This is a genomic window from Mycobacteriales bacterium, from assembly GCA_036497565.1.
Classification (GTDB): domain Bacteria; phylum Actinomycetota; class Actinomycetes; order Mycobacteriales; family QHCD01; genus DASXJE01.
On record DASXJE010000002.1, the window covers coordinates 1 to 16,676 of the forward strand.

21 protein-coding genes are annotated in these 16,676 nt (G+C 70.5%); 8 read left to right on the forward strand and 13 right to left on the reverse strand.

Annotated elements, in window-relative coordinates:
• Positions 1-186: 186 nt before the first annotated feature.
• On the reverse strand, positions 187-978 hold the full coding sequence (locus tag VGH85_00015) for an aldo/keto reductase (GenBank protein HEY2172174.1): 792 nt from the start codon (positions 976-978) through the stop codon (positions 187-189).
• A 122-nt stretch (positions 979-1,100) separates the two neighbouring features.
• On the opposite strand from VGH85_00015, the gene VGH85_00020 reads away from it, so the two are divergent.
• Both VGH85_00020 and VGH85_00025 read left to right on the forward strand, forming a co-directional pair.
• Entirely contained in the window at positions 1,101-2,108 is a 1,008-nt protein-coding gene (locus VGH85_00020) for an SDR family oxidoreductase (protein ID HEY2172175.1), read from the forward strand.
• Positions 2,109-2,122: 14 nt separating this feature from the next.
• Positions 2,123-2,470 carry a hypothetical protein gene (locus tag VGH85_00025; protein ID HEY2172176.1) on the forward strand — a complete coding sequence of 116 codons (348 nt, stop codon included), beginning with the start codon at positions 2,123-2,125 and terminating at the stop codon, positions 2,468-2,470.
• Here VGH85_00025 and VGH85_00030 read toward each other — a convergent pair.
• A complete protein-coding gene (locus VGH85_00030; GenBank protein HEY2172177.1) occupies positions 2,436-2,975 on the reverse strand; it encodes a DUF2231 domain-containing protein in 540 nt (179 codons plus the stop codon). The two genes, VGH85_00025 and VGH85_00030, sit on opposite strands and share 35 nt — an antisense overlap.
• A gap of 208 nt (positions 2,976-3,183) precedes the next feature.
• Between VGH85_00030 and VGH85_00035 the strand changes: the two genes are divergently transcribed.
• From VGH85_00035 to VGH85_00045, 3 genes are read left to right on the forward strand one after another with little or no spacing between them, the layout of a single operon-like run.
• The gene (locus VGH85_00035) at positions 3,184-3,807 is read left to right on the forward strand and encodes an NADPH-dependent F420 reductase (GenBank protein HEY2172178.1); all 624 of its coding nucleotides are present in this window, start codon (positions 3,184-3,186) and stop codon (positions 3,805-3,807) included.
• A gap of 36 nt (positions 3,808-3,843) precedes the next feature.
• Entirely contained in the window at positions 3,844-4,125 is a 282-nt protein-coding gene (locus tag VGH85_00040; protein HEY2172179.1) for a metal-sensitive transcriptional regulator, read from the forward strand.
• A 41-nt stretch (positions 4,126-4,166) separates the two neighbouring features.
• Entirely contained in the window at positions 4,167-4,784 is a 618-nt protein-coding gene (locus tag VGH85_00045) for a hypothetical protein (protein HEY2172180.1), read from the forward strand.
• Here the strand turns inward: VGH85_00045 and VGH85_00050 are convergent.
• Both VGH85_00050 and VGH85_00055 read right to left on the reverse strand, forming a co-directional pair.
• On the reverse strand, positions 4,759-5,172 hold the full coding sequence (locus tag VGH85_00050; protein ID HEY2172181.1) for a hypothetical protein: 414 nt from the start codon (positions 5,170-5,172) through the stop codon (positions 4,759-4,761). The two genes, VGH85_00045 and VGH85_00050, sit on opposite strands and share 26 nt — an antisense overlap.
• A 15-nt stretch (positions 5,173-5,187) precedes the next feature.
• Positions 5,188-6,036: an AraC family transcriptional regulator gene (locus VGH85_00055; GenBank protein ID HEY2172182.1), complete on the reverse strand. Its 849-nt coding sequence runs from the start codon at positions 6,034-6,036 to the stop codon at positions 5,188-5,190.
• Positions 6,037-6,145: 109 nt separating this feature from the next.
• On the opposite strand from VGH85_00055, the gene VGH85_00060 reads away from it, so the two are divergent.
• Positions 6,146-6,928 (forward strand): phytanoyl-CoA dioxygenase family protein, encoded by a 783-nt coding sequence (locus VGH85_00060; GenBank protein ID HEY2172183.1) that lies wholly within the window; start codon positions 6,146-6,148, stop codon positions 6,926-6,928.
• A 22-nt stretch (positions 6,929-6,950) separates the two neighbouring features.
• Here VGH85_00060 and VGH85_00065 read toward each other — a convergent pair whose 3' ends face one another.
• From VGH85_00065 to VGH85_00080, 4 genes are all read right to left on the reverse strand, one after another.
• On the reverse strand, positions 6,951-8,363 hold the full coding sequence (locus tag VGH85_00065; GenBank protein HEY2172184.1) for an MFS transporter: 1,413 nt from the start codon (positions 8,361-8,363) through the stop codon (positions 6,951-6,953).
• Positions 8,364-8,385: 22 nt separating this feature from the next.
• Positions 8,386-8,844: a MarR family transcriptional regulator gene (locus tag VGH85_00070; GenBank protein ID HEY2172185.1), complete on the reverse strand. Its 459-nt coding sequence runs from the start codon at positions 8,842-8,844 to the stop codon at positions 8,386-8,388.
• Between the two features lie 73 nt (positions 8,845-8,917).
• Complete coding sequence (locus tag VGH85_00075; GenBank protein HEY2172186.1) at positions 8,918-10,246, reverse strand: serine hydrolase domain-containing protein; 1,329 nt, start codon at positions 10,244-10,246, stop codon at positions 8,918-8,920.
• Positions 10,243-10,797: a YbaK/EbsC family protein gene (locus VGH85_00080; protein HEY2172187.1), complete on the reverse strand. Its 555-nt coding sequence runs from the start codon at positions 10,795-10,797 to the stop codon at positions 10,243-10,245. Before VGH85_00080 ends, VGH85_00075 begins: the two co-directional genes overlap by 4 nt.
• A gap of 113 nt (positions 10,798-10,910) precedes the next feature.
• Between VGH85_00080 and VGH85_00085 the strand changes: the two genes are divergently transcribed.
• Together VGH85_00085 and VGH85_00090 are read left to right on the forward strand one after the other, a co-directional pair.
• The gene (locus VGH85_00085) at positions 10,911-11,678 is read left to right on the forward strand and encodes an aquaporin (protein HEY2172188.1); all 768 of its coding nucleotides are present in this window, start codon (positions 10,911-10,913) and stop codon (positions 11,676-11,678) included.
• A gap of 135 nt (positions 11,679-11,813) precedes the next feature.
• A complete protein-coding gene (locus VGH85_00090; protein ID HEY2172189.1) occupies positions 11,814-12,539 on the forward strand; it encodes an rRNA adenine N-6-methyltransferase family protein in 726 nt (241 codons plus the stop codon).
• 20 nt (positions 12,540-12,559) lie between these two features.
• Here VGH85_00090 and VGH85_00095 read toward each other — a convergent pair whose 3' ends face one another.
• The 5 genes from VGH85_00095 to VGH85_00115 all read right to left on the reverse strand — a co-directional run.
• Positions 12,560-13,510, reverse strand: a complete 951-nt coding sequence (locus VGH85_00095; GenBank protein ID HEY2172190.1) for a prephenate dehydrogenase/arogenate dehydrogenase family protein — start codon at positions 13,508-13,510, stop codon at positions 12,560-12,562.
• Between the two features lie 8 nt (positions 13,511-13,518).
• Entirely contained in the window at positions 13,519-14,187 is a 669-nt protein-coding gene (locus VGH85_00100) for a hypothetical protein (protein ID HEY2172191.1), read from the reverse strand.
• Positions 14,188-14,263: 76 nt separating this feature from the next.
• Positions 14,264-14,887, reverse strand: coding sequence for an LUD domain-containing protein (locus VGH85_00105; protein HEY2172192.1), 624 nt, complete (start codon positions 14,885-14,887; stop codon positions 14,264-14,266).
• Entirely contained in the window at positions 14,884-16,332 is a 1,449-nt protein-coding gene (locus tag VGH85_00110) for a LutB/LldF family L-lactate oxidation iron-sulfur protein (protein HEY2172193.1), read from the reverse strand. Before VGH85_00110 ends, VGH85_00105 begins: the two co-directional genes overlap by 4 nt.
• The coding region (locus tag VGH85_00115) for a (Fe-S)-binding protein (GenBank protein HEY2172194.1) at positions 16,329-16,676 on the reverse strand (348 nt) is incomplete at its 5' end. The genes VGH85_00115 and VGH85_00110, both read right to left, overlap by 4 nt.

The following is a 16,676-nucleotide window of genomic DNA, read 5'->3' on the forward strand; positions in this document are numbered from 1 at the left end:
GATGTGCGAGTAGGGCGCACGATGTCGACGCGCCGCGGCAACGTAGGACGCGCTACTCGCATTCTCGGCGCTGTTTTGCGAGTACAGCGTCCGATGATGCGGTTACCCGTCGTACTGCAGCCAACCCTCGGCGTTCTCGCCTTGGCCTGGTTTTGCGAATACGGCCGGCCGGCGGCGTACGGCGGGTCAGCCGACGGTGGAGGTCCCGTCGATGCGCGCGACCTCGTCGGCGGTGAGGGAGAACCCGAAGATGTCGAAGTTGGAGACGATCCGCTCCGGCTGCACCGACTTCGGGATGGCGACGATGTCGTGGTCGATGTGCCAGCGGAGCACGACCTGGGCCGGCGTGACGCCGTGGGCCTCGGCGATCTCGGCGACGACAGGATCGTGCAGCCCGCCGGCCTTGAACGGGCTGTAACCCTCGAGTACGACGCCCCGCTTGCGGCTGTGCTCGAGGCGAGCGGCGTCGAAGACGTGCGGGCTCCACTTGATCTGGTTGACCGCGGGCGCCGTACCGGTCTCCTGGATCAGCTCGTCGATCTGCGCCGGGCTGTAGTTGCTGACGCCAATGGCCCGGGCCGCGCCGTTCTTCTGGATGTCGAGGAACGCACGCCAGGTGTCGACCCCTGCGGTGCCGTTCGGCGGCCAGTGGATGAGCCACAGGTCGACGAAGTCGGTGCCGAGCAGATCGAGGCTGGCGGCGATGGTCTCCCGCTCGCGGCCCGCGTGCTCGGGCGGCAGCTTGGTCGTCACGAAGACGTCCTCGCGCGGCACGCCACTGTCCCGCAGGGCACGTCCGACCTCGTCCTCGTTGCCGTAGCCGGTGGCCGTGTCGATGTGCCGGTATCCGGCGTCGAGGGCACGACGGACGGCGTCGTAGGCCTCCTGGCCGTTCATCTGCCAGGTTCCGATGCCGAGGAGCGGCATCGCGGCGCCGTTGGACAGGTCGACGGTGGTGCGCTGCGTGGAATCGGTCATGCGCTCAGATTACCCAGCGGGCCGGGGACCACACCGCGCGGCCCAGGGACCAATCCCACACATGAACCCGGTCCTGCGGGGAACGGTTCTCAGGAGTCCGGGTCCATCGTGAGGAGTTACACGTGGCAGATTCGCAGGTCGTCGTCATCACCGGTGCGAGTGCGGGAATTGCCCGTGCCGCCGCACAGGAATTCGGAGCACGAGGAGCGAAGGTCGCGCTGCTCGCCCGTGGCCGCGCCGGGTTGGACGGTGCGGCCAGGGCCGTCGAAGAGGCGGGCGGAGTGCCGCTGGCCATCCAGGCCGATGTCGCGGACTACGAACAGGTCGAGGCTGCGGCAGGTCGCGTCGAGGCCGAACTCGGGCCCATCGACGTATGGATCAACGTCGCCTTCACCTCGGTCTTCTCGCCGTTCACCGAGATCCGGCCGGAGGAGTTCCGCCGGGTCACCGAGGTCTCCTACCTGGGCTTCGTGCACGGCACGATGGTGGCGCTGGCGCGCATGCGACCCCGCAACTCCGGAACCATCGTGCAGGTCGGGTCGGCCCTGGGGTCGCGCAGCATCCCGCTGCAGTCGGCGTACTGCGGCGCCAAGCACGCCGTGAACGGGTTCACCGAGTCGGTGCGCACCGAGCTGATGCATGACCACAGCAACGTGGCGATCACCGTGGTGCAGATGCCGGCCGTGAACACGCCTCAGTTCTCGTGGGTGCTGTCCCGGCTGCCGGACCATCCCCAGCCGGTACCGCCGATCTACCAGCCGGAGGTCGCCGCCCGCGCCATCGTCTACGCCGCCGACCACCCGAAGCGCAAGCAGTACTGGGTCGGGGCGAGCACCGTCGGAACGATGATCGGGCAGAAGATCGCGCCCGCGCTGCTCGACCGCTATCTCGCCCGCACCGGCTACGGCGCACAGCAGACCGGCCAAAAGGTGGCGCCCGACCGCCCGAACAACCTGTGGGAACCGATCGACCGGCAGGGCGGCCGGGATCACGGGGCGCACGGGGTGTTCGACGATCGCGCCCACGGCCGGAGCCCGCAGCTGTGGGCCACCCACCACCCCTGGGTCGTCTCAGCCGCCGCGGCAGGAGCGGCGCTCGGAAGCCTGGTCGGGCTGCGTCGGAAACGGTGAATACCTTCGCGCTGGTGCGCGCTGTGTACGGCGCCGTCCTGCTCTGCGCACCCGGTGCAGTGCTGCAGCGGGTGACCGGTCGTCGGGCGGATCGCCGGAGCCGGGTCACCGTCCGGGTGCTCGGAGTCCGGCACATGACGCAGGCCGCCGCGACTGCCGCGAACCCCGGCCCGGAGGCACTCCGGATCGGCGGCTGTGTCGACGCGATGCATTCGGCGTCGATGCTCGGTCTGGCGATGTGTGACCGAAGCCGTCGTCGCGCCGGGCTTGTCGATGCCGCCGTCGCGGCGACGTTCTCCGGGGTGGGCCTGCTGCTCGCCCGTCGACCTAGCCGCCGTGCCCGCTCTTCGCGGTCTGGCTGAATTGGCCGTGCCACGCCGCCGTGGCTCCCGAGTCGCCGATCCGGTAGACCTGCACGACGGCGCCGGCGGAGACCGCGATCGCGAGCACGGCCGCCGCGACACGGACGAACGGCGGCGTCCGTGGACCGCTCGACGCCGCCGGCCGGTCGCTCCCGCCGGGCAGCGAGTCGTCGACCAGTGTCTGCCGGCGGCCGAGCCACCACACCGCCGCGGCGAGCACGAACATCCCGGCCGCCCACGGCAGCAAGGTGTCGCCGAGCGCGGTGTGCTTCTCCAGCAGGGGCGACCTCGGAACCCGGCGCGCGAGCCACTCCCCGGCATGGGTCGTGACCGGGACCAGCGCGAGAGTCACGAGAGCGACGAGCGGGGACACCACGCCGATACGCCGTCGCGCTGCCGGCCACACGGCGGACAGGACGACGAGAAGCGCACTGAGCGGAATCAGTACGACGACTGCGTGGACCAGCAGGACATGTGCGGGCAGGCCGTGGATTTCGGTCGGCATCAATGATCTCCCGGATCACGGGCGAGCAGATTCGTGGACTCTTGGTCGAGTGATCGGACCGACCGTAATCGGGGTGTCGCCGTGGTGCCAAATCCCTGTCACAGAAGGAAAGGCACGCCTAACTAAGGCTTGGCTCAGCTCAATTCGGAATGTGCGCATGCTGCGCCGGCTTGGGGTAGCAGGCATCAAAACGACGACGGGAGTGACTATGCGAATCGGCATCATCGGCGTGGGCAACATCGGTGGAACGCTGGCACGGCTGTGGGTCCGGGCGGGACACGACGTCACGGTGAGCAACTCCCGCGGCCCGGACACACTCGGAAATCTGGTCGACCAGCTAGGTGACCGCGCGCACGCCGGTACGGTCGAGGAGGCGGCGGCATTCGGTGACGTCGTGCTCGTGTCGGTGCCGTTCGGCCGCTACCAGGAACTCCCGTCGTCCGGGTTCGCCGGCAAGATCGTCATCGACACCAACAACTACTACCCACAGCGCGACGGCCAGTACGCCGAGCTCGACGACGACCGGAGCACGAGCAGCGAGTTGCTCGCTGGGCACCTCGAGGGCGCCCGGGTCGTGAAGGCGTTCAACTCGATCTTCTGGGAGCACCTGCGCGACCTCGGTCGCCCGGCCGGCGAGCGCGGCCGGATCGGCCTCCCGGTGTCCGGCGACGACCCCGAGGCCAAGCGGGTGGTCGCCGGCCTGATCAACGAGATCGGTTTCGACGCGGTCGACGCCGGGAGCCTCGCTCTCGGTGGGCGCAAGCACCAGCCGGGCACCACCGCCTACACCGAGGACCTGCCGACCGAGTCGCTGCAAGCCGCCCTCCGCTGACCGGCGCCGTATACCCGCACCGGGTATAGTGCTGCCATGCACGGATACGCACATGAGAAGGACGCGTTGCAGAAGCGGCTGCGCCGGATCGAGGGACAGGTCCGCGGCGTCGAACGCATGGTCGATGAGGACGTCTACTGCATCGACATCCTGACCCAGATCTCGGCGGCCACAAAGGCTCTGCAGGCCGTCGCGGTGGGGCTGCTCGAGGACCATCTCAATTCGTGCGTGACGGACGCGATCGCCGCCGGTGGACCTGAGGCGACGGAGAAGGTACGAGAGGCGTCCCGCGCGATCGAACGGCTCGTGCGCTCCTAGCTGCGGCGTACAGTCAGTGCACCGATGTTGGGGGGCCAGCGATGCCGTTGCGACGTCGTGACCGGAACGACGGTCTGTCGGCCGTCCATGCCGTCCCGGAGCCCGCGGATCCCGTCGGCGATCAACAGCCGTCCGACACCGAGGAGCCGGCGTCGGGGCGCACTCTCCTGCGGCGGCTCCGGGCGGTCTACGGCACCCAGGTCGGTCCGGTGGAGCGCTCGTTGCTGGTGTCGTGGGCGGCGTTCGGCGTCACCTTCGGGCTGACCCGAGCCCTCACCTACTGGCTGCACGCGGGGCACGGACCGGCCGGCGGGGGGATCGTCATCGGCGGTCGGCATTTCCACCACTACAACATCGGCATCGCGATGATCGCCGGGGTCGGCGCGGTCGCCGTACGCGGGGTGGAGGCGAAGCGCCATCCGCTCACCGCCGCGACCTACGGCAGTGGCTCCGCGCTGATCGTGGACGAACTCGCCTTGCTCATCGACCTGCAGGACGTCTACTGGGCCAAGGAAGGGCGCGAGAGCGTCGACGCAGCGATCGGGGCGATCGCGATCGGCGGCATCTACCTGGCCGCCGCGCCGTTCTGGCACGGGGCTGCGCATGAGGTCGCCCGCACCGTGCCGAAGGTCGCTACGCCGCGGCGTCCTCGCCCGTGATGAGGTAGAGCAGCGCGAGGCCGTAGGCCTGAGCCGGATCCTCGTGCTCCACCGCCACCTCGCGGCCGGACACGGAAATGACGACGCGATGGGTCGCGCCGTCGCGCTCGAGCCGGACGAACGTCCGCTGCAGCCGCTCCCGGAGCTGTGTCTCGCTCGGCAGCCATACGGCGTCCTGCTGCTCCAGCGAGTCGAGCGCCCACTCGGTGGTCCCGTTGAAGCCGATGACCGTGCCGGTGCGGGACTCGTGGACATCGATGGTCATGTCGCTGAGGACGAAGACGTCCTCATCCATCTCGCGTCCCGGCACGGAGAACCGGTCACCGGCAGTCGGCGTCCATTTGAGGCCGGCGTCGTGCAGGCGGACGGCAAGGTCGATCGTCACCATGGAGGGGAGTATCCCTCATGGCACGACGATCCGGCGCTCCCGTTCGCGGAACTCTCGCGGCGACACACCGTGCGCCCGCCGGAAGCAGCGGGTGAAGTAGGACTGGGTGCTGAAACCGCACCGCTGGGCGACCTCACTCACCGAGGCCGGCGTCGAGGTGAGTAGGGCGGCCGCGTGGCGCAGGCGCACCGAGGTGACGAATTCCACGGGTGTCATCCGGTGGTGGCGCTGCATGCTGCGGGCCAGGTAGCCGTGGCTGACCGCCGCCAGCTCGAGGAGCCTGGGGAGGCCGTCGCGGAGGTTGTCCTCGCTGCGCATCGCGGCGCGGGCCCCGCGCAGCCACTCCGGCTCGTAGCTGTCGATCGCCGCCTCCTGGCCGTCGAACCACGGCAGGCTGGCGACCCACAGCCGCACCAGGTCGAGTGCGCTCGGGTCACCGTCGTACCCCGCGAGGGCCCGGCGGAACGCCGCGTCGGCCGTGACGGCGTCCGCGCCGGCGAGCCGGACCCGCGGCGGGAGGCGCTCGGCGTCCCAGCGCCGGGCGTCGGTGCCGGTCAGCGAGAGGAAGTCCGTCCACGCGGCGGCGGCGAACGCGACGTTGATGAACTGCAGGCTGGCGGTCGGAGCGGCCAGGAAGGCGTGCCGGTCGGCGGGCCGGACGAGGACGAGATCGCCGGGCTGCAGGTCCTGCCGCGCGCCGTCGAGCCGCTGCTGGCCCTGCCCGGCCACGACGTACAGCAATTCGTAGAAGTCGGCGTGGGTATGCGGCTCGGAGACCGGGGTCCTGGGCCTGATCACCACCAGCGCGGCGTGGTAGGGCCGGCCGCCTGCGGCGTCGACGAAGCGGAGCGGTGCTCGGGCCATCAGGTCAAGATAGTGCACGTTTTCGTTCGTTCAGTGGTATCGCCGAGGTGGGTCTCCCGGGCATCATCGAGCCTGACCAGCACTTCGATGCGCGACCGGGAGGTCGACGATGCCGACGGAGACCGTGGATCAGACGGTGCTCGAGGACTACGACAGGGATGGCTACGCGATCTTCCGCGAGGTGATCGACCCGAAGCTTGTCGCCGAGGCCGGCGACCACGTCGCGTGGCTGCAGACCAAGCATCCCGATGTCCGACCCGAGAACCTCGGCCACATCTATCTGAAGGACGACCCGTTCTGGGTGCGCCTCATCAGCGACGAGCGCCTGGTAGATCTCGCCTCGGTTTTCATCGGTCCCGACGTCGCGCTGTTCGCCTCGCACTACATCTCCAAGCCGCCGTTCTCCGGGCAGCCGGTGCTCTGGCACCAGGACGGCGCCTACTGGCCGCTGGAGCCGATGCAGGTCGTCACGCTGTGGCTCTCCGTCGACGAGTCGACGCCGGAGAACGGATGCATGCGGGTGATCCCCGGCAGCCATCGCGGCAAGCTGCACTCGATCCGGAAGAACACCGAGGTCCAGAGCGTCCTCGGGTCGGAGAGCGACGTCGAGGTCGACGAGTCCGACGCGGTCGACCTGATTCTCTCGCCCGGCGACGTCGAGGTGCACCACCCGGGCATCATGCACGGCAGCAACGCCAACACCTCGCCCCGGCGGCGGTGCGGCCTGACCATCCGCTACATCCCGACGTCGACCCGGATCGTCAGCGACGAATCGCCGTACCCGAGCGCCTTCCACCTGCGTGGCAAGCCGGGCGTCAACGAGTATCAGCCCAAGCCGCAGTACGTCGCCGGCCGCGACTTTCCCTTTGCCGACTCCGCCGCCTACGCCTGAGCGCACCCGGCTGCGACAGGGGTCAGGGTCGGGTGCGCAGCGTGCGGTCGGCGACGGTCATCAGGACCAGGACGACGCTGACCCCGACCATGATCCAGCCGATGAGGTGCACGCCGTGGTCCGAGACGCTGGTGTGGAAGACGATGCCGGTGATGGCGGAGGCGGCGATCGAGCCGATATAGCCGGAGGTGCGTAGCAGCCCCGACGCGGTACCGAGTTGCTCGGCGGGCGACTGGTTGTAGACGGCAGTCTGGTTGCCGGCGGCAGCCGCACCCATGGCAATGCCGAAGGCGAGAGTGACGACCACGACCCAGCCGATCCAGGCCGAGGCGCTGAGCGACAGCACCCCGGCTGAGCCGATCAGGCAGGCCAGAGCCGCGGCGATTACGGGGCCGCGAACGAGATTGCGCCGCGAGACAGGCGAAATGACCAGGCCGGAGATCAGCGTCATAGGTAGCAGCAACAGTCCGGCTTCGGTCTCGGACAGACCCCGGACGGTCTCGTTCCACTGCGTGACGCCGTAGAGCACGACGTAGACGCAGAGCAGGACGAGCCCGAAGCGAAGGTAGGTGCCGGTCAGCGCCCGGTTACTCGCCAGCAGGCGGAAGTCGAGGAACGGCGTGCGGGCGCGCAGCTCCCACAGCACCAGGGCGATCCACAGCCCGATGGAGATCGCCAGCAGGTACCAGCGCACCGTGGGCAGGTCGAACAGGAATAGCAGCAGGGCGATCATCGCTGCGGCGAAACCGGCAATGCCGATGGCGTCCAGGCCGGCCGCGAGGTCTCGGGCGTTGCGGGTGCGGTCCAGCGGACCGTCGGGGGAGACCCAGGCCAATGTCGCTGCCAGCGCGACGAGCGCTACTGGAACGTTGACGAAGAAGACGGCCCGCCAGCCCAGCGTCCCCACCAGCACACCACCGAGCGGCAGCCCGAGCGACGCGGTGGCGATACCGGCGATCTGCAGGCCGCCCAGAACTCCGCCCGGTGGTTTGTCCAGGCCTGCGTTCCTGGCGCGTCGACGGATCAACAGCATGGCCGTCGGATATGCACAGGAAGTGCCCAAGCCGATCAGTACCCTGCTGATCAGCAAGGTGACGAGGTCCTGGGCGAAGCCGCCGACCAGTCCACCGCCGATGACGAGCCCGATGCCGGCCAGGAACACCCGCCGGGGCCCGAGCACTTCAGCGGCCTTGCCCGCGGTGGGTTGCGCGATCGCGCTGGCCAGATACAGAGCGGTGACCAGCGCCGCGGTCTGCCCGATCGACACGTGCAACCCGTGGGCGATCGGCACCAGCGCAGTAGCTATGAGCGAGCTGTTGATGGGGTTGAGCGCCGAACCGATGAACAACGGCGCAGTGAACCGCCACGAGAACGGCTGCTCGGGCCGCTGCTCGAGCACCGCCGGAGCGCTGCTCGAGGGCCCAGAGGCAGACATCAATGACTCCCGCAGGTACTGGTCACAGGAGCTCGGCGAGACGCTCGATCAATCGCGCGGCGGCGTCGAGGGTCGCGATCTCTTTTCTGGTGAACGACTTGCTCAGTGCGACGGCGACCTGGTCGGCGACGGCGCTGCGACCCGAACCGACGGCGGTCTGACCCGCCGGAGTGAGGCTCACGATCGAGCGGCGCCCGTCGACGGAATCCGGCCGCCGCATGACCAGGTCACGTTGCTCAAGGCTCGCGATCGTGGCACCCATCGCCTGGGGAGTGATCTGTTCGCGCCGGGCGAGCTCTGCGGTGGTGGACGGACCGAGCCGGTCGAGTCGCGAGAGGGCCGTCAGTTGCGGCACGGTCAGCTCACCCTCGGACAACGTCTCCTGGGTGCGTCGCTTGAACGCGCCGATGCCGACCCGCAGCCGGGTGGCGGTCTCGCGGACCGCCGCGTCCTGGCTGATCGGTTTCCGGGCGTCGGGCACATCTAGAAGGCTAGCCTTCCAAGCCGAACCTTACAAACTCGGACTTCTGATATCCGGCGCTGGATGGTCGTCGTCAGCGGGGGTCGGCCGGCCAGGGATCGCGGACAAAGACGAACGTCCGGATCTCCAGGGCGACGACGTCGCCGGCGTCGTCGCGTTCGACCCGGAGGTCCTCGCCGATGTCGAGACCCTCGACGCACCGCCAGAGGTCCCGGTCGGTGTGCTCGAACGACGACATGTCGCCCTCGTCGTCGTACGCCGAAGTCAGGATCAGCCGTCGCGCCGCGGGGTCGTATCTGACGGTCACTTCTTCGCCCATCCACCACCAGCGTCCGGTCAGCGGTGCGATGTCGGCGGGCGGGTCGTCCTGCGGTGCCCAGGGCGTCGGCGACTCCGGTACGGCGTCCAGGACCGCCCCGAGTGCCTTGTGGGCAAGGGAAGTGATCCCAACCCCGGTGTAACAGTTGGCGAACGCGACCGTGGACCACCCGGTCGCCGGATGTACGGCGAGGCACGACACGAAGCCGGGCATCGACCCCGAGTGTCCACAGTAGACACGTTCACCGCTTCGCGGGAGAATGAGACCGAGCCCGGAGGCGAGCGTCCACGAATCCGGGTCCACCATGGCCACGGGAGCACGCATCTCTGCTGCGGTCTCGGGCGCGAGTACGCCGCCCGCGCCCTCGGCGAGCACCCGGGCCCACCTGAACAGGTCGTCCGCCGTGCTCCACAGCTGGCCGGCCGGTGCCATCGCGCCGGCGTCGTAGGTGGGCTCTTCGCGCCGCGTGTCCTGCAACGGATGCACCAACCAGCCGCGCGCCGCCGGTGCCTGCGCCGAATACGTCGTGCGGTTCAGCCCCAACGGTCCCAGGATCCGATGCTCCAGCCGTTCGCTCCAGCGTTCGCCGGTGATCCGTTCCACCATGGCGCCGAGCAGCGCGTAGGCGAGGTTGGAGTAGTGCCGCCACCGGCCTGCGGGGAGCGCCACCTTTCCGGCGGTCAGGCCGGCGAGCAGCGTCTCGACCGGTACGCCGGGAGAGCGCTCCCACCACGGGCCGTCCGGCTCCGCCTGCAGCCCGGAGATGTGGGCGAGCATGTGCCGCAGCCGCACCGCACCCACCGGCGTACCGGGCAGATGCTGGTCGAGCCGGTCGTCGAGGTCGAGCCGACCGTCGTCGCGCAACTGCATCACCAGCGTCGCGGTGAAGGTCTTGGTGATGGACCCGATGCGGTACTGCGTGTCAGCCGTCGGCTCGGGGTCACGGCCGACCGCCGACAGATGCTGGCGCACTCCGGATCGGCCGACGGCGAGGAGCAGCGACGGCGCCCGGCCGGTGCTCTGCTCGGCCGCGGCGAGCCGGTCAACCTCGGCCGACAGCTGTGCGGGAAGGGTGGCCGTCACGCCGGCCGGCCCAGGCCCTCGATCACCGTGGCGTCCGGCAACGCGGCGAGCAGGCTGCCCGCGACGATCAGCTTCGATCGGCGTACGCCGCTGCCGATCACCACCCGCTCGGCCGCGGCGACCGCGGCGTCGACGAAGATCGGCCAGCCGTCCGGCAGGCCGACCGGAGTGATCCCGCCGTACTCCATTCCGGTCTCGGCGACCGCGACGTCGACGGGTGCGAATGATGCCTTGCGTACGTCGAGGCTGCGCCGGACCACTCCGTTGACGTCGGCGCGGGTGGTGGCCAGGATCATGCAGGCCGCGAGTCGCTCGACCCCACCGCGTCGGCCCGCGACGACGACGCAGTTGGCGGACTCGTCCATTGACACGCTGTAGCGCTCGCAGAACGCAGCGGTGTCGGCGAGGTCCGGGTCGATCTCCGCGACCCCGACCGCGTCAGGCGGCCAATCGCCCGAGTGGGCGTCGATCGCTGCGCCGACGGGTGCACCGAGCAGGTCCGGCCGTTGACCGGCGGGTACGGCGGAAAGGGTGCCGATGGAGAGGTCCACGCCGGGCAGCATAGTCAGCGGTCTGCTAGCGGCGCGCCGCCGAAACGATCACACTGGTCTCCGAGCCGGAGTACCGCCCGTGCATCGGGAGCTCCGGACCGGAGGGGGATGTAATGACGGAGACCCGAAAGCTGCTCGCCGAGGCCATGGGCACGGCCTGCCTGGTCTTTTTCGCGGTCGGCACAGCGACGCTGTTCTTCGGTTTCGGGTTAACCGGCACGAGCAAGGCGGCCGGTGTCGTGGCGACCGCATTCGCCTTCGGCTTCGTCCTGCTCGTCCTCGTCTATGCGATCGGTGGTCTGTCTGGTTGCCACATCAACCCGGCGGTCACGATCGGTTTCCTGGTCGCGCGGCGGATCAATGTCCGTGACGCGATCGGATATTGGATCGCGCAGTTCGTCGGAGCGATCTTCGGCGCTTTTGTGTTGTGGATCGTGGTGAAGCAGGCGTCGGCGCACACCAGCAAGACCGGGCTCGGGGCCGATGGATACGGAAAGAACTCGATGGTGGGATTGAACCTCGGCGGGACGTTCCTGCTCGAGGTGATTCTCACCGCGCTCTTCGTCTTCGTCGTGCTCACCGCCACCCGCAAGATCGCCTCCGCCAACGTCGCCGGAGTGGCCATCGGACTGGGCCTGGTGACCGTCCACCTCGTCGGCATCCCGCTCGACGGCACCTCGGTCAACCCGGCCCGTGCGCTCGGGCCCGCGATCTTCGCCGGCAACGGCGCACTCGGGCAGGTGTGGGTCTTCATCGTGGCCCCACTGATCGGTGGCATCCTCGCCGCGCTGATCTCGGCGTACTTCTTCCCCGAGCACCTCGACAAGGTCGAGCCGGCGAGCGGCGAGACCGCGCCGCGGTTGACCGAGCCGTCGGTCTAGAAATCCGTTGGCGGTCGGCACCCGGCCGCGGTTACGGTCTCCGGGTCTCGTCCAGATCCGGAGGACAACTCATGATCATGGTCCGTCGTGTCCGGGGGACGGCCGTCGCGGTCGTCGCCGGCCGGTGCGCACTTCCTGCCGTCGTGGCTTGCCGCTGAGCTCGTCTCCCGCGCCGAGGTCTGTGCCGACGAACTCGTCCTCGACCTCGGCGCCGGCGCCGGCGCGCTGACTGCACCGTTGGCCCGGGCCGGGGCCCGGGTGCTGGCCGTCGAACGGGATGCCCGCTTGGCCGGCCGGCTCCGCAGACGATTCGCCGATCAGCCCGCGGTGCGGGTGGTTACCGATGATGTCTGTCGGATTCCCCTGCCGCGCAAGGGATTTCGGGTCGTCGCCAACATTCCGTTCGGGGTGACGACCCGGCTGCTGACCCGGCTGCTCGACGACTCGTCCGCGCTGCGGGCGGCCGACGTCGTCGTCGCGGCCGGGGTCTGCCGAGCGTTGACCGCGCCGCGTCCGGCCAACCCCGCCACGCTCTGGTGGTCGACGCGGTTCGCCCTGAGCGCCGGCCGCCGGGTGGCCGCCACCTGCTTCTCGCCACCGCCCTCGGTCGATGCCGGCGTGCTCGTCGTACGGCGTCGACCGCGTGATCTGGTCGTCGGGCCGCAGCGGCGGGCGTTCGGCACACTCGTCGACGCCGGCTACTCGCGGCCCGGTCTGCCGTGGGAGCAGTCAGTCGGCCGGGTGCTGACCCGGCGGCAGATCGTCCGGCTCACCCGGGATCGGGAATTGCCCCGCAACGGGCCCGCCACCGCGTTGACGGTGGACGACTGGGCGGAGATGGCCCGGCTCGCGGTCCGTTGAGCGCCGTGGCCGAGCAGGGCTCAGCCGGGACGACGGCAGCGCAGCACGTCGTCGACGGCGACGACGTATCCGCCGGCACCGCCGAGCTCGAGCAACCTGGCGCGCAGATTGTCGGCGCCGGGGTCGATCTCGATGTCGACGGCGGACCGGTCCGGCCAGCGGGAGCGCATCTCGTACGCCGTGGTGAAGAACTCGGTGAGCCCGCGTCCGTCGACCAGTCGCGCGGCGGCGTCGGTGATGCGGTGTCGGGCGTCGTCGAGCGCGGCCAGAAGTGCACCGGAGTTCGCCTCGCTCATCGCCGCGGTGAGCTCCGGCCGCGTCGCCGCCACCCGGGTGGCGTCGCGGAACGAGCCGGCCGCGAGGGTGCGCGCCAGCGGGTCACCGGCGGCCGCCGCGGCGAGCGAGGCGGCCAGCACGTGCGGAAGATGGCTGACGAGCGCCACCGCGGCGTCGTGACCGGCCGCGGTGCACGGCACGACCCGGGCGCCGATCGCGGTGACCAGGTCGGCCACCGCCAGCCATCCGGCGACGTCGGTGTCGTGCTCGAGTGCGAGCGGCCAGGCGGCGCCGTCGAACAACCGCGGATCCGACGCGGCGAAGCCGGACCGCTCCGTGCCCGCCATCGGATGACCGGCCACCAGGCGTAGCCGCGGGATCCGTTCCGCGGCCAGCGCCTGCACCGGCGCCATCACCGAGACGACGTCGGTGAGCAGCGCGCGCGGACCGGCCGAGCCGTCGACGTCGGCCAGCAGATCGCCGACCGCGGGCAGAGGTACGGCGACGACGATCAGGTCACGGTCCGCGACCGCCTCGGCGACGCTTCCGGCGACCTGTAGCCCGGCGGCCTGCGCGGCCGCCCGGGTCGCCTCGTCGGCGTCGTAGCCGACCGCGTCGCGGTCGGCGAGGCGGCGGAGCAACGACCCGCCGATGAGGCCGAGGCCGAGTACGGCGATCGAGGGTGATGGGGTCATCGACGCTCTCAGCAGTGCAGGAACTTGCGGATCGGTTGTGGCAGGCGGTGCACGGTCGGGTTGGGACAGATCACGCCGCCGACGGTCACAAGATGCAGTGTCGCACCGGTGCGAGCCAGCAGCATCGACCCGGCGCCGGCTTCGGAGCTCAGCAGCCCGGCGACGTAGCGACCGGTGCACCGCGTGGCGACGATCCGCACGTCCGGAGGCAGCGCGCCGCCGTTACCGGCTTTGGCCGCCTTCAGGATCGCGGCCGAAGGCGGGCATGGGACGGTGACCACGACCGGCGCGTGGGTGACACGTGGATGCGTCGGCGGGTGCGCGGGCACCGGCGGGTGTTTCGGCGTGCGGGTCGGCGACGCATGTGCTTTGGGGTGGGCGGCCTTCGGGTGGGTCGTCGGCGGCCGGGCGCTCACGGTGCGGGTCGGCGTCGCGCTGCGCCGCCGGGCGGCCGAGGCGCTGGCGGTCGCTGCGGCGCCGCCGACGCCGGGCCGGTGGGTCGCGGTGGCGCGATCGGTGCTGGCCGGGGTGTGCGTCGTCGTGACTTTGGTCGTGGCCGTGGCCGTGGCGCCGGTCGACGGGCTCGCGCTGTCCGCACGGGACGCGGGCGTGCTGGAGCACGCCGCGAGCACGCCCAGCGGTACGAGCAGCGCGACGAAGAGCCGACGATCGGTCACGTTGAGTAACTCTAGTCGGCATGCGAGCGGGCAGGTCTCTTTCGGCGTACCGGCGCGGGCGTGGCCGGGGGACGGATCACTCCACGAGCAGGACGTCGAGGGTGCGGGGGCCGTGCACACCTTCGACCCGGGAGAGTTCGATGTCGCTGGTCGCCGACGGGCCGCTGATCAAGGTGATCGGGCGCACCGGATCGAGCCGCCCGAGTGCCTCGGGGACCGAGCCGACCACGTCGTCGGCGGAGATGACGCACAGGTGATAGTCGGGCACCAGGCTGAGCAGTCGCCGACCTTGTCGGGCGCCGGCGTCGAGCACCAGCGTGCCCGTCTGGGCGATGCCGACCGCCGCGGCCGTCATCGCCCCGGCGACGGCGTCGAGGTCGCCGGCGCCGAGTCGGCCGTCGTCGACGACGACATCGAGGTCGTCGGGAAGCCAGTCGTCCGGCAGGTCGGCGGGCACGGCGAGCCGGGTGATGCCCTGTCCGGCCAGGATCGCTGCGACCGCCGATGCGATCTGGTCCGGCGCGGACCGATGCAGCGTGGCGCGGTAGTCCGAGACGGTCTCGGCGAAGAGGTCAAGCACCGCCGCCCGGTCGATACCGAGTGAGCGGCGGTAGTCCCGCGGCACCTCGGTGCTGTCGGAGGCCGGTACGTCGACGAGCGCCTGCCGGACCCGCCCGAGGATCTCCTCGCGCGCGCTCACGCGTCGCCCAGCCTTTCCCGGCGCCACCACTCGCGGAACGACTCCGGCGGCATCGCCGGCACGTCCCGGGAGTCGGTCCACCCGCCCAGCGGACCGGGCAGCCGGGCGATCCGGCCGTCCCGGCCGAGCAGGCCGGCTCCGCGCCGCCCGAGCCGCTGGGCGCGTTCGAGCCGGGCCGGATCGGCGAGTACCCAGGCGAGCCCGGCCATCGCCACGCCCTCCGGGCTCGGGGTCCGGGCGCTGCGCTTGTGCTCCACCACCTGTCCGCGCAGGTGGACCAGCACCTCCGGAATGTTGATCTTCACCGGGCACACGTCGTAACAGGCGCCACACAGCGACGAGGCGTAGGGGAGGGTCGGGGCGTTCTCGACGCCGATCAGTTGCGGGGTGAGGATCGCGCCGATCGGACCGGGATAGACCGAGCCGTAGGCGTGCCCGCCGGTGCGTTCGTAGACGGGGCAGACGTTGAGGCAGGCCGAGCAGCGGATGCAGTTGAGCGCCTGCCGACCGACGGTGTCGGCGAGCACCCGGGTGCGGCCGTTGTCGAGCAACACCAGGTGGAACTCCTGCGGGCCGTCCCCGGGAGTCACGCCGGTCCACAGCGACGTGTAGGGGTTCATCCGCTCGCCGGTGGACGAGCGGGGGAGCAGTTGCAGGAAGACCTCGAGGTCTTCCCACGAGGGCACCACCTTCTCGATTCCGACCACGCTGATGAGGGTGTCGGGGAGGGTGAGGCACATCCGCCCGTTGCCCTCGGACTCGACGACGGCGAGCGTGCCGGTGTCGGCGACGGCGAAGTTCGCGCCGGACACCGCGACCCGGGTGGAGAGGAACTTCTCCCGCAGGTGTTGGCGGGCGGCCATCGCCAGCGCCCGCGGGTCGTCGGTGAGATCCGCCGGCACCGACGGCATCTCGCGGCGGAAGATCTCCAGGATCTCGCTGCGGTTCTTGTGGATCGCGGGCACCAGGATGTGTGACGGCGTGTCGTGGCCGAGCTGCACGATGAGCTCGGCGAGGTCGGTCTCGTACGCCGAAATCCCGCGCTCGGCCAGCGAATCGTTGAGGCCGATCTCCTCGGTGGCCATCGACTTGACCTTCACGACCTCGCGGGACCCGGTGCGGGCGACCAGGTCGCCGACGATCCGGCCCGCCTCGGCGGCGTCGCGGGCCCAGTGCACCGTGCCGCCGCGCTCGGTCACGGCCTGTTCGAGGCGCTCGAGGTGGACGTCGAGGTGGCGGAGCGTGCGTTCCTTGATCGCCGCACCTGCGTCGCGCAGCGCCTCCCAGTCGGGCAGCTCGCCGACGACGGCGGACCGCTTGGCGCGGATGGTCGTCGTCGCCTTGTGGAGGTTGCGACGCAGCTGCGAGTCGGCCAACGCCTCGTGCGCCGCCGCCGGGAATCCGCCGTCGCCGTGCCGGGGGAGCCCCAGGAAGGTCCGGCTCACGACCCGTCCTCCTCGGTCGCGGCGAGGATCTCGGCGAGATGCACGGCCCGTACGCCGGTGCGCTGCCGGGACAGGCCGCCGCCGATGTGCGCGAGGCAGGAGTTGTCGCCTGCCGAACACACCTCGGCGCCGGTGTCGAGGATGCACCGCACCTTGTCGGTGAGCATCGCGGTGGAGGTCTCCGAGTTCTTCAGCGCGAAGGTGCCGCCGAACCCGCAGCAGGTGTCGGAGTCCGGGAGATCGACCAGATCGATCCCGCGGACCGCCCGCAGCAGTCGGGTCGGCTTGTCACCGACCCTGATCAGCCGGGCCGAGTGGCAGGTCGGGTGATACGTGACGCGGTG

Excerpts from the sequence above, each read along its gene's own strand:
- VGH85_00055 (HEY2172182.1), bottom strand. The coding sequence starts at position 6,036 with ATGGCCCGAGCACCGCTCCGCTTCGTCGACGCCGCAGGCGGCCGGCCC.
- VGH85_00035 (HEY2172178.1), top strand. The coding sequence starts at position 3,184 with ATGCGAATCGGCATCATCGGCGTGGGCAACATCGGTGGAACGCTGGCA.
- VGH85_00060 (HEY2172183.1), top strand. The coding sequence starts at position 6,146 with ATGCCGACGGAGACCGTGGATCAGACGGTGCTCGAGGACTACGACAGG.
- VGH85_00030 (HEY2172177.1), bottom strand. The coding sequence starts at position 2,975 with ATGCCGACCGAAATCCACGGCCTGCCCGCACATGTCCTGCTGGTCCAC.
- VGH85_00065 (HEY2172184.1), bottom strand. The coding sequence starts at position 8,363 with ATGTCTGCCTCTGGGCCCTCGAGCAGCGCTCCGGCGGTGCTCGAGCAG.
- VGH85_00015 (HEY2172174.1), bottom strand. The coding sequence starts at position 978 with ATGACCGATTCCACGCAGCGCACCACCGTCGACCTGTCCAACGGCGCC.
- VGH85_00095 (HEY2172190.1), bottom strand. The coding sequence starts at position 13,510 with ATGACCCCATCACCCTCGATCGCCGTACTCGGCCTCGGCCTCATCGGC.
- VGH85_00050 (HEY2172181.1), bottom strand. The coding sequence starts at position 5,172 with ATGGTGACGATCGACCTTGCCGTCCGCCTGCACGACGCCGGCCTCAAA.
- VGH85_00040 (HEY2172179.1), top strand. The coding sequence starts at position 3,844 with ATGCACGGATACGCACATGAGAAGGACGCGTTGCAGAAGCGGCTGCGC.
- VGH85_00085 (HEY2172188.1), top strand. The coding sequence starts at position 10,911 with ATGACGGAGACCCGAAAGCTGCTCGCCGAGGCCATGGGCACGGCCTGC.
- VGH85_00045 (HEY2172180.1), top strand. The coding sequence starts at position 4,167 with ATGCCGTTGCGACGTCGTGACCGGAACGACGGTCTGTCGGCCGTCCAT.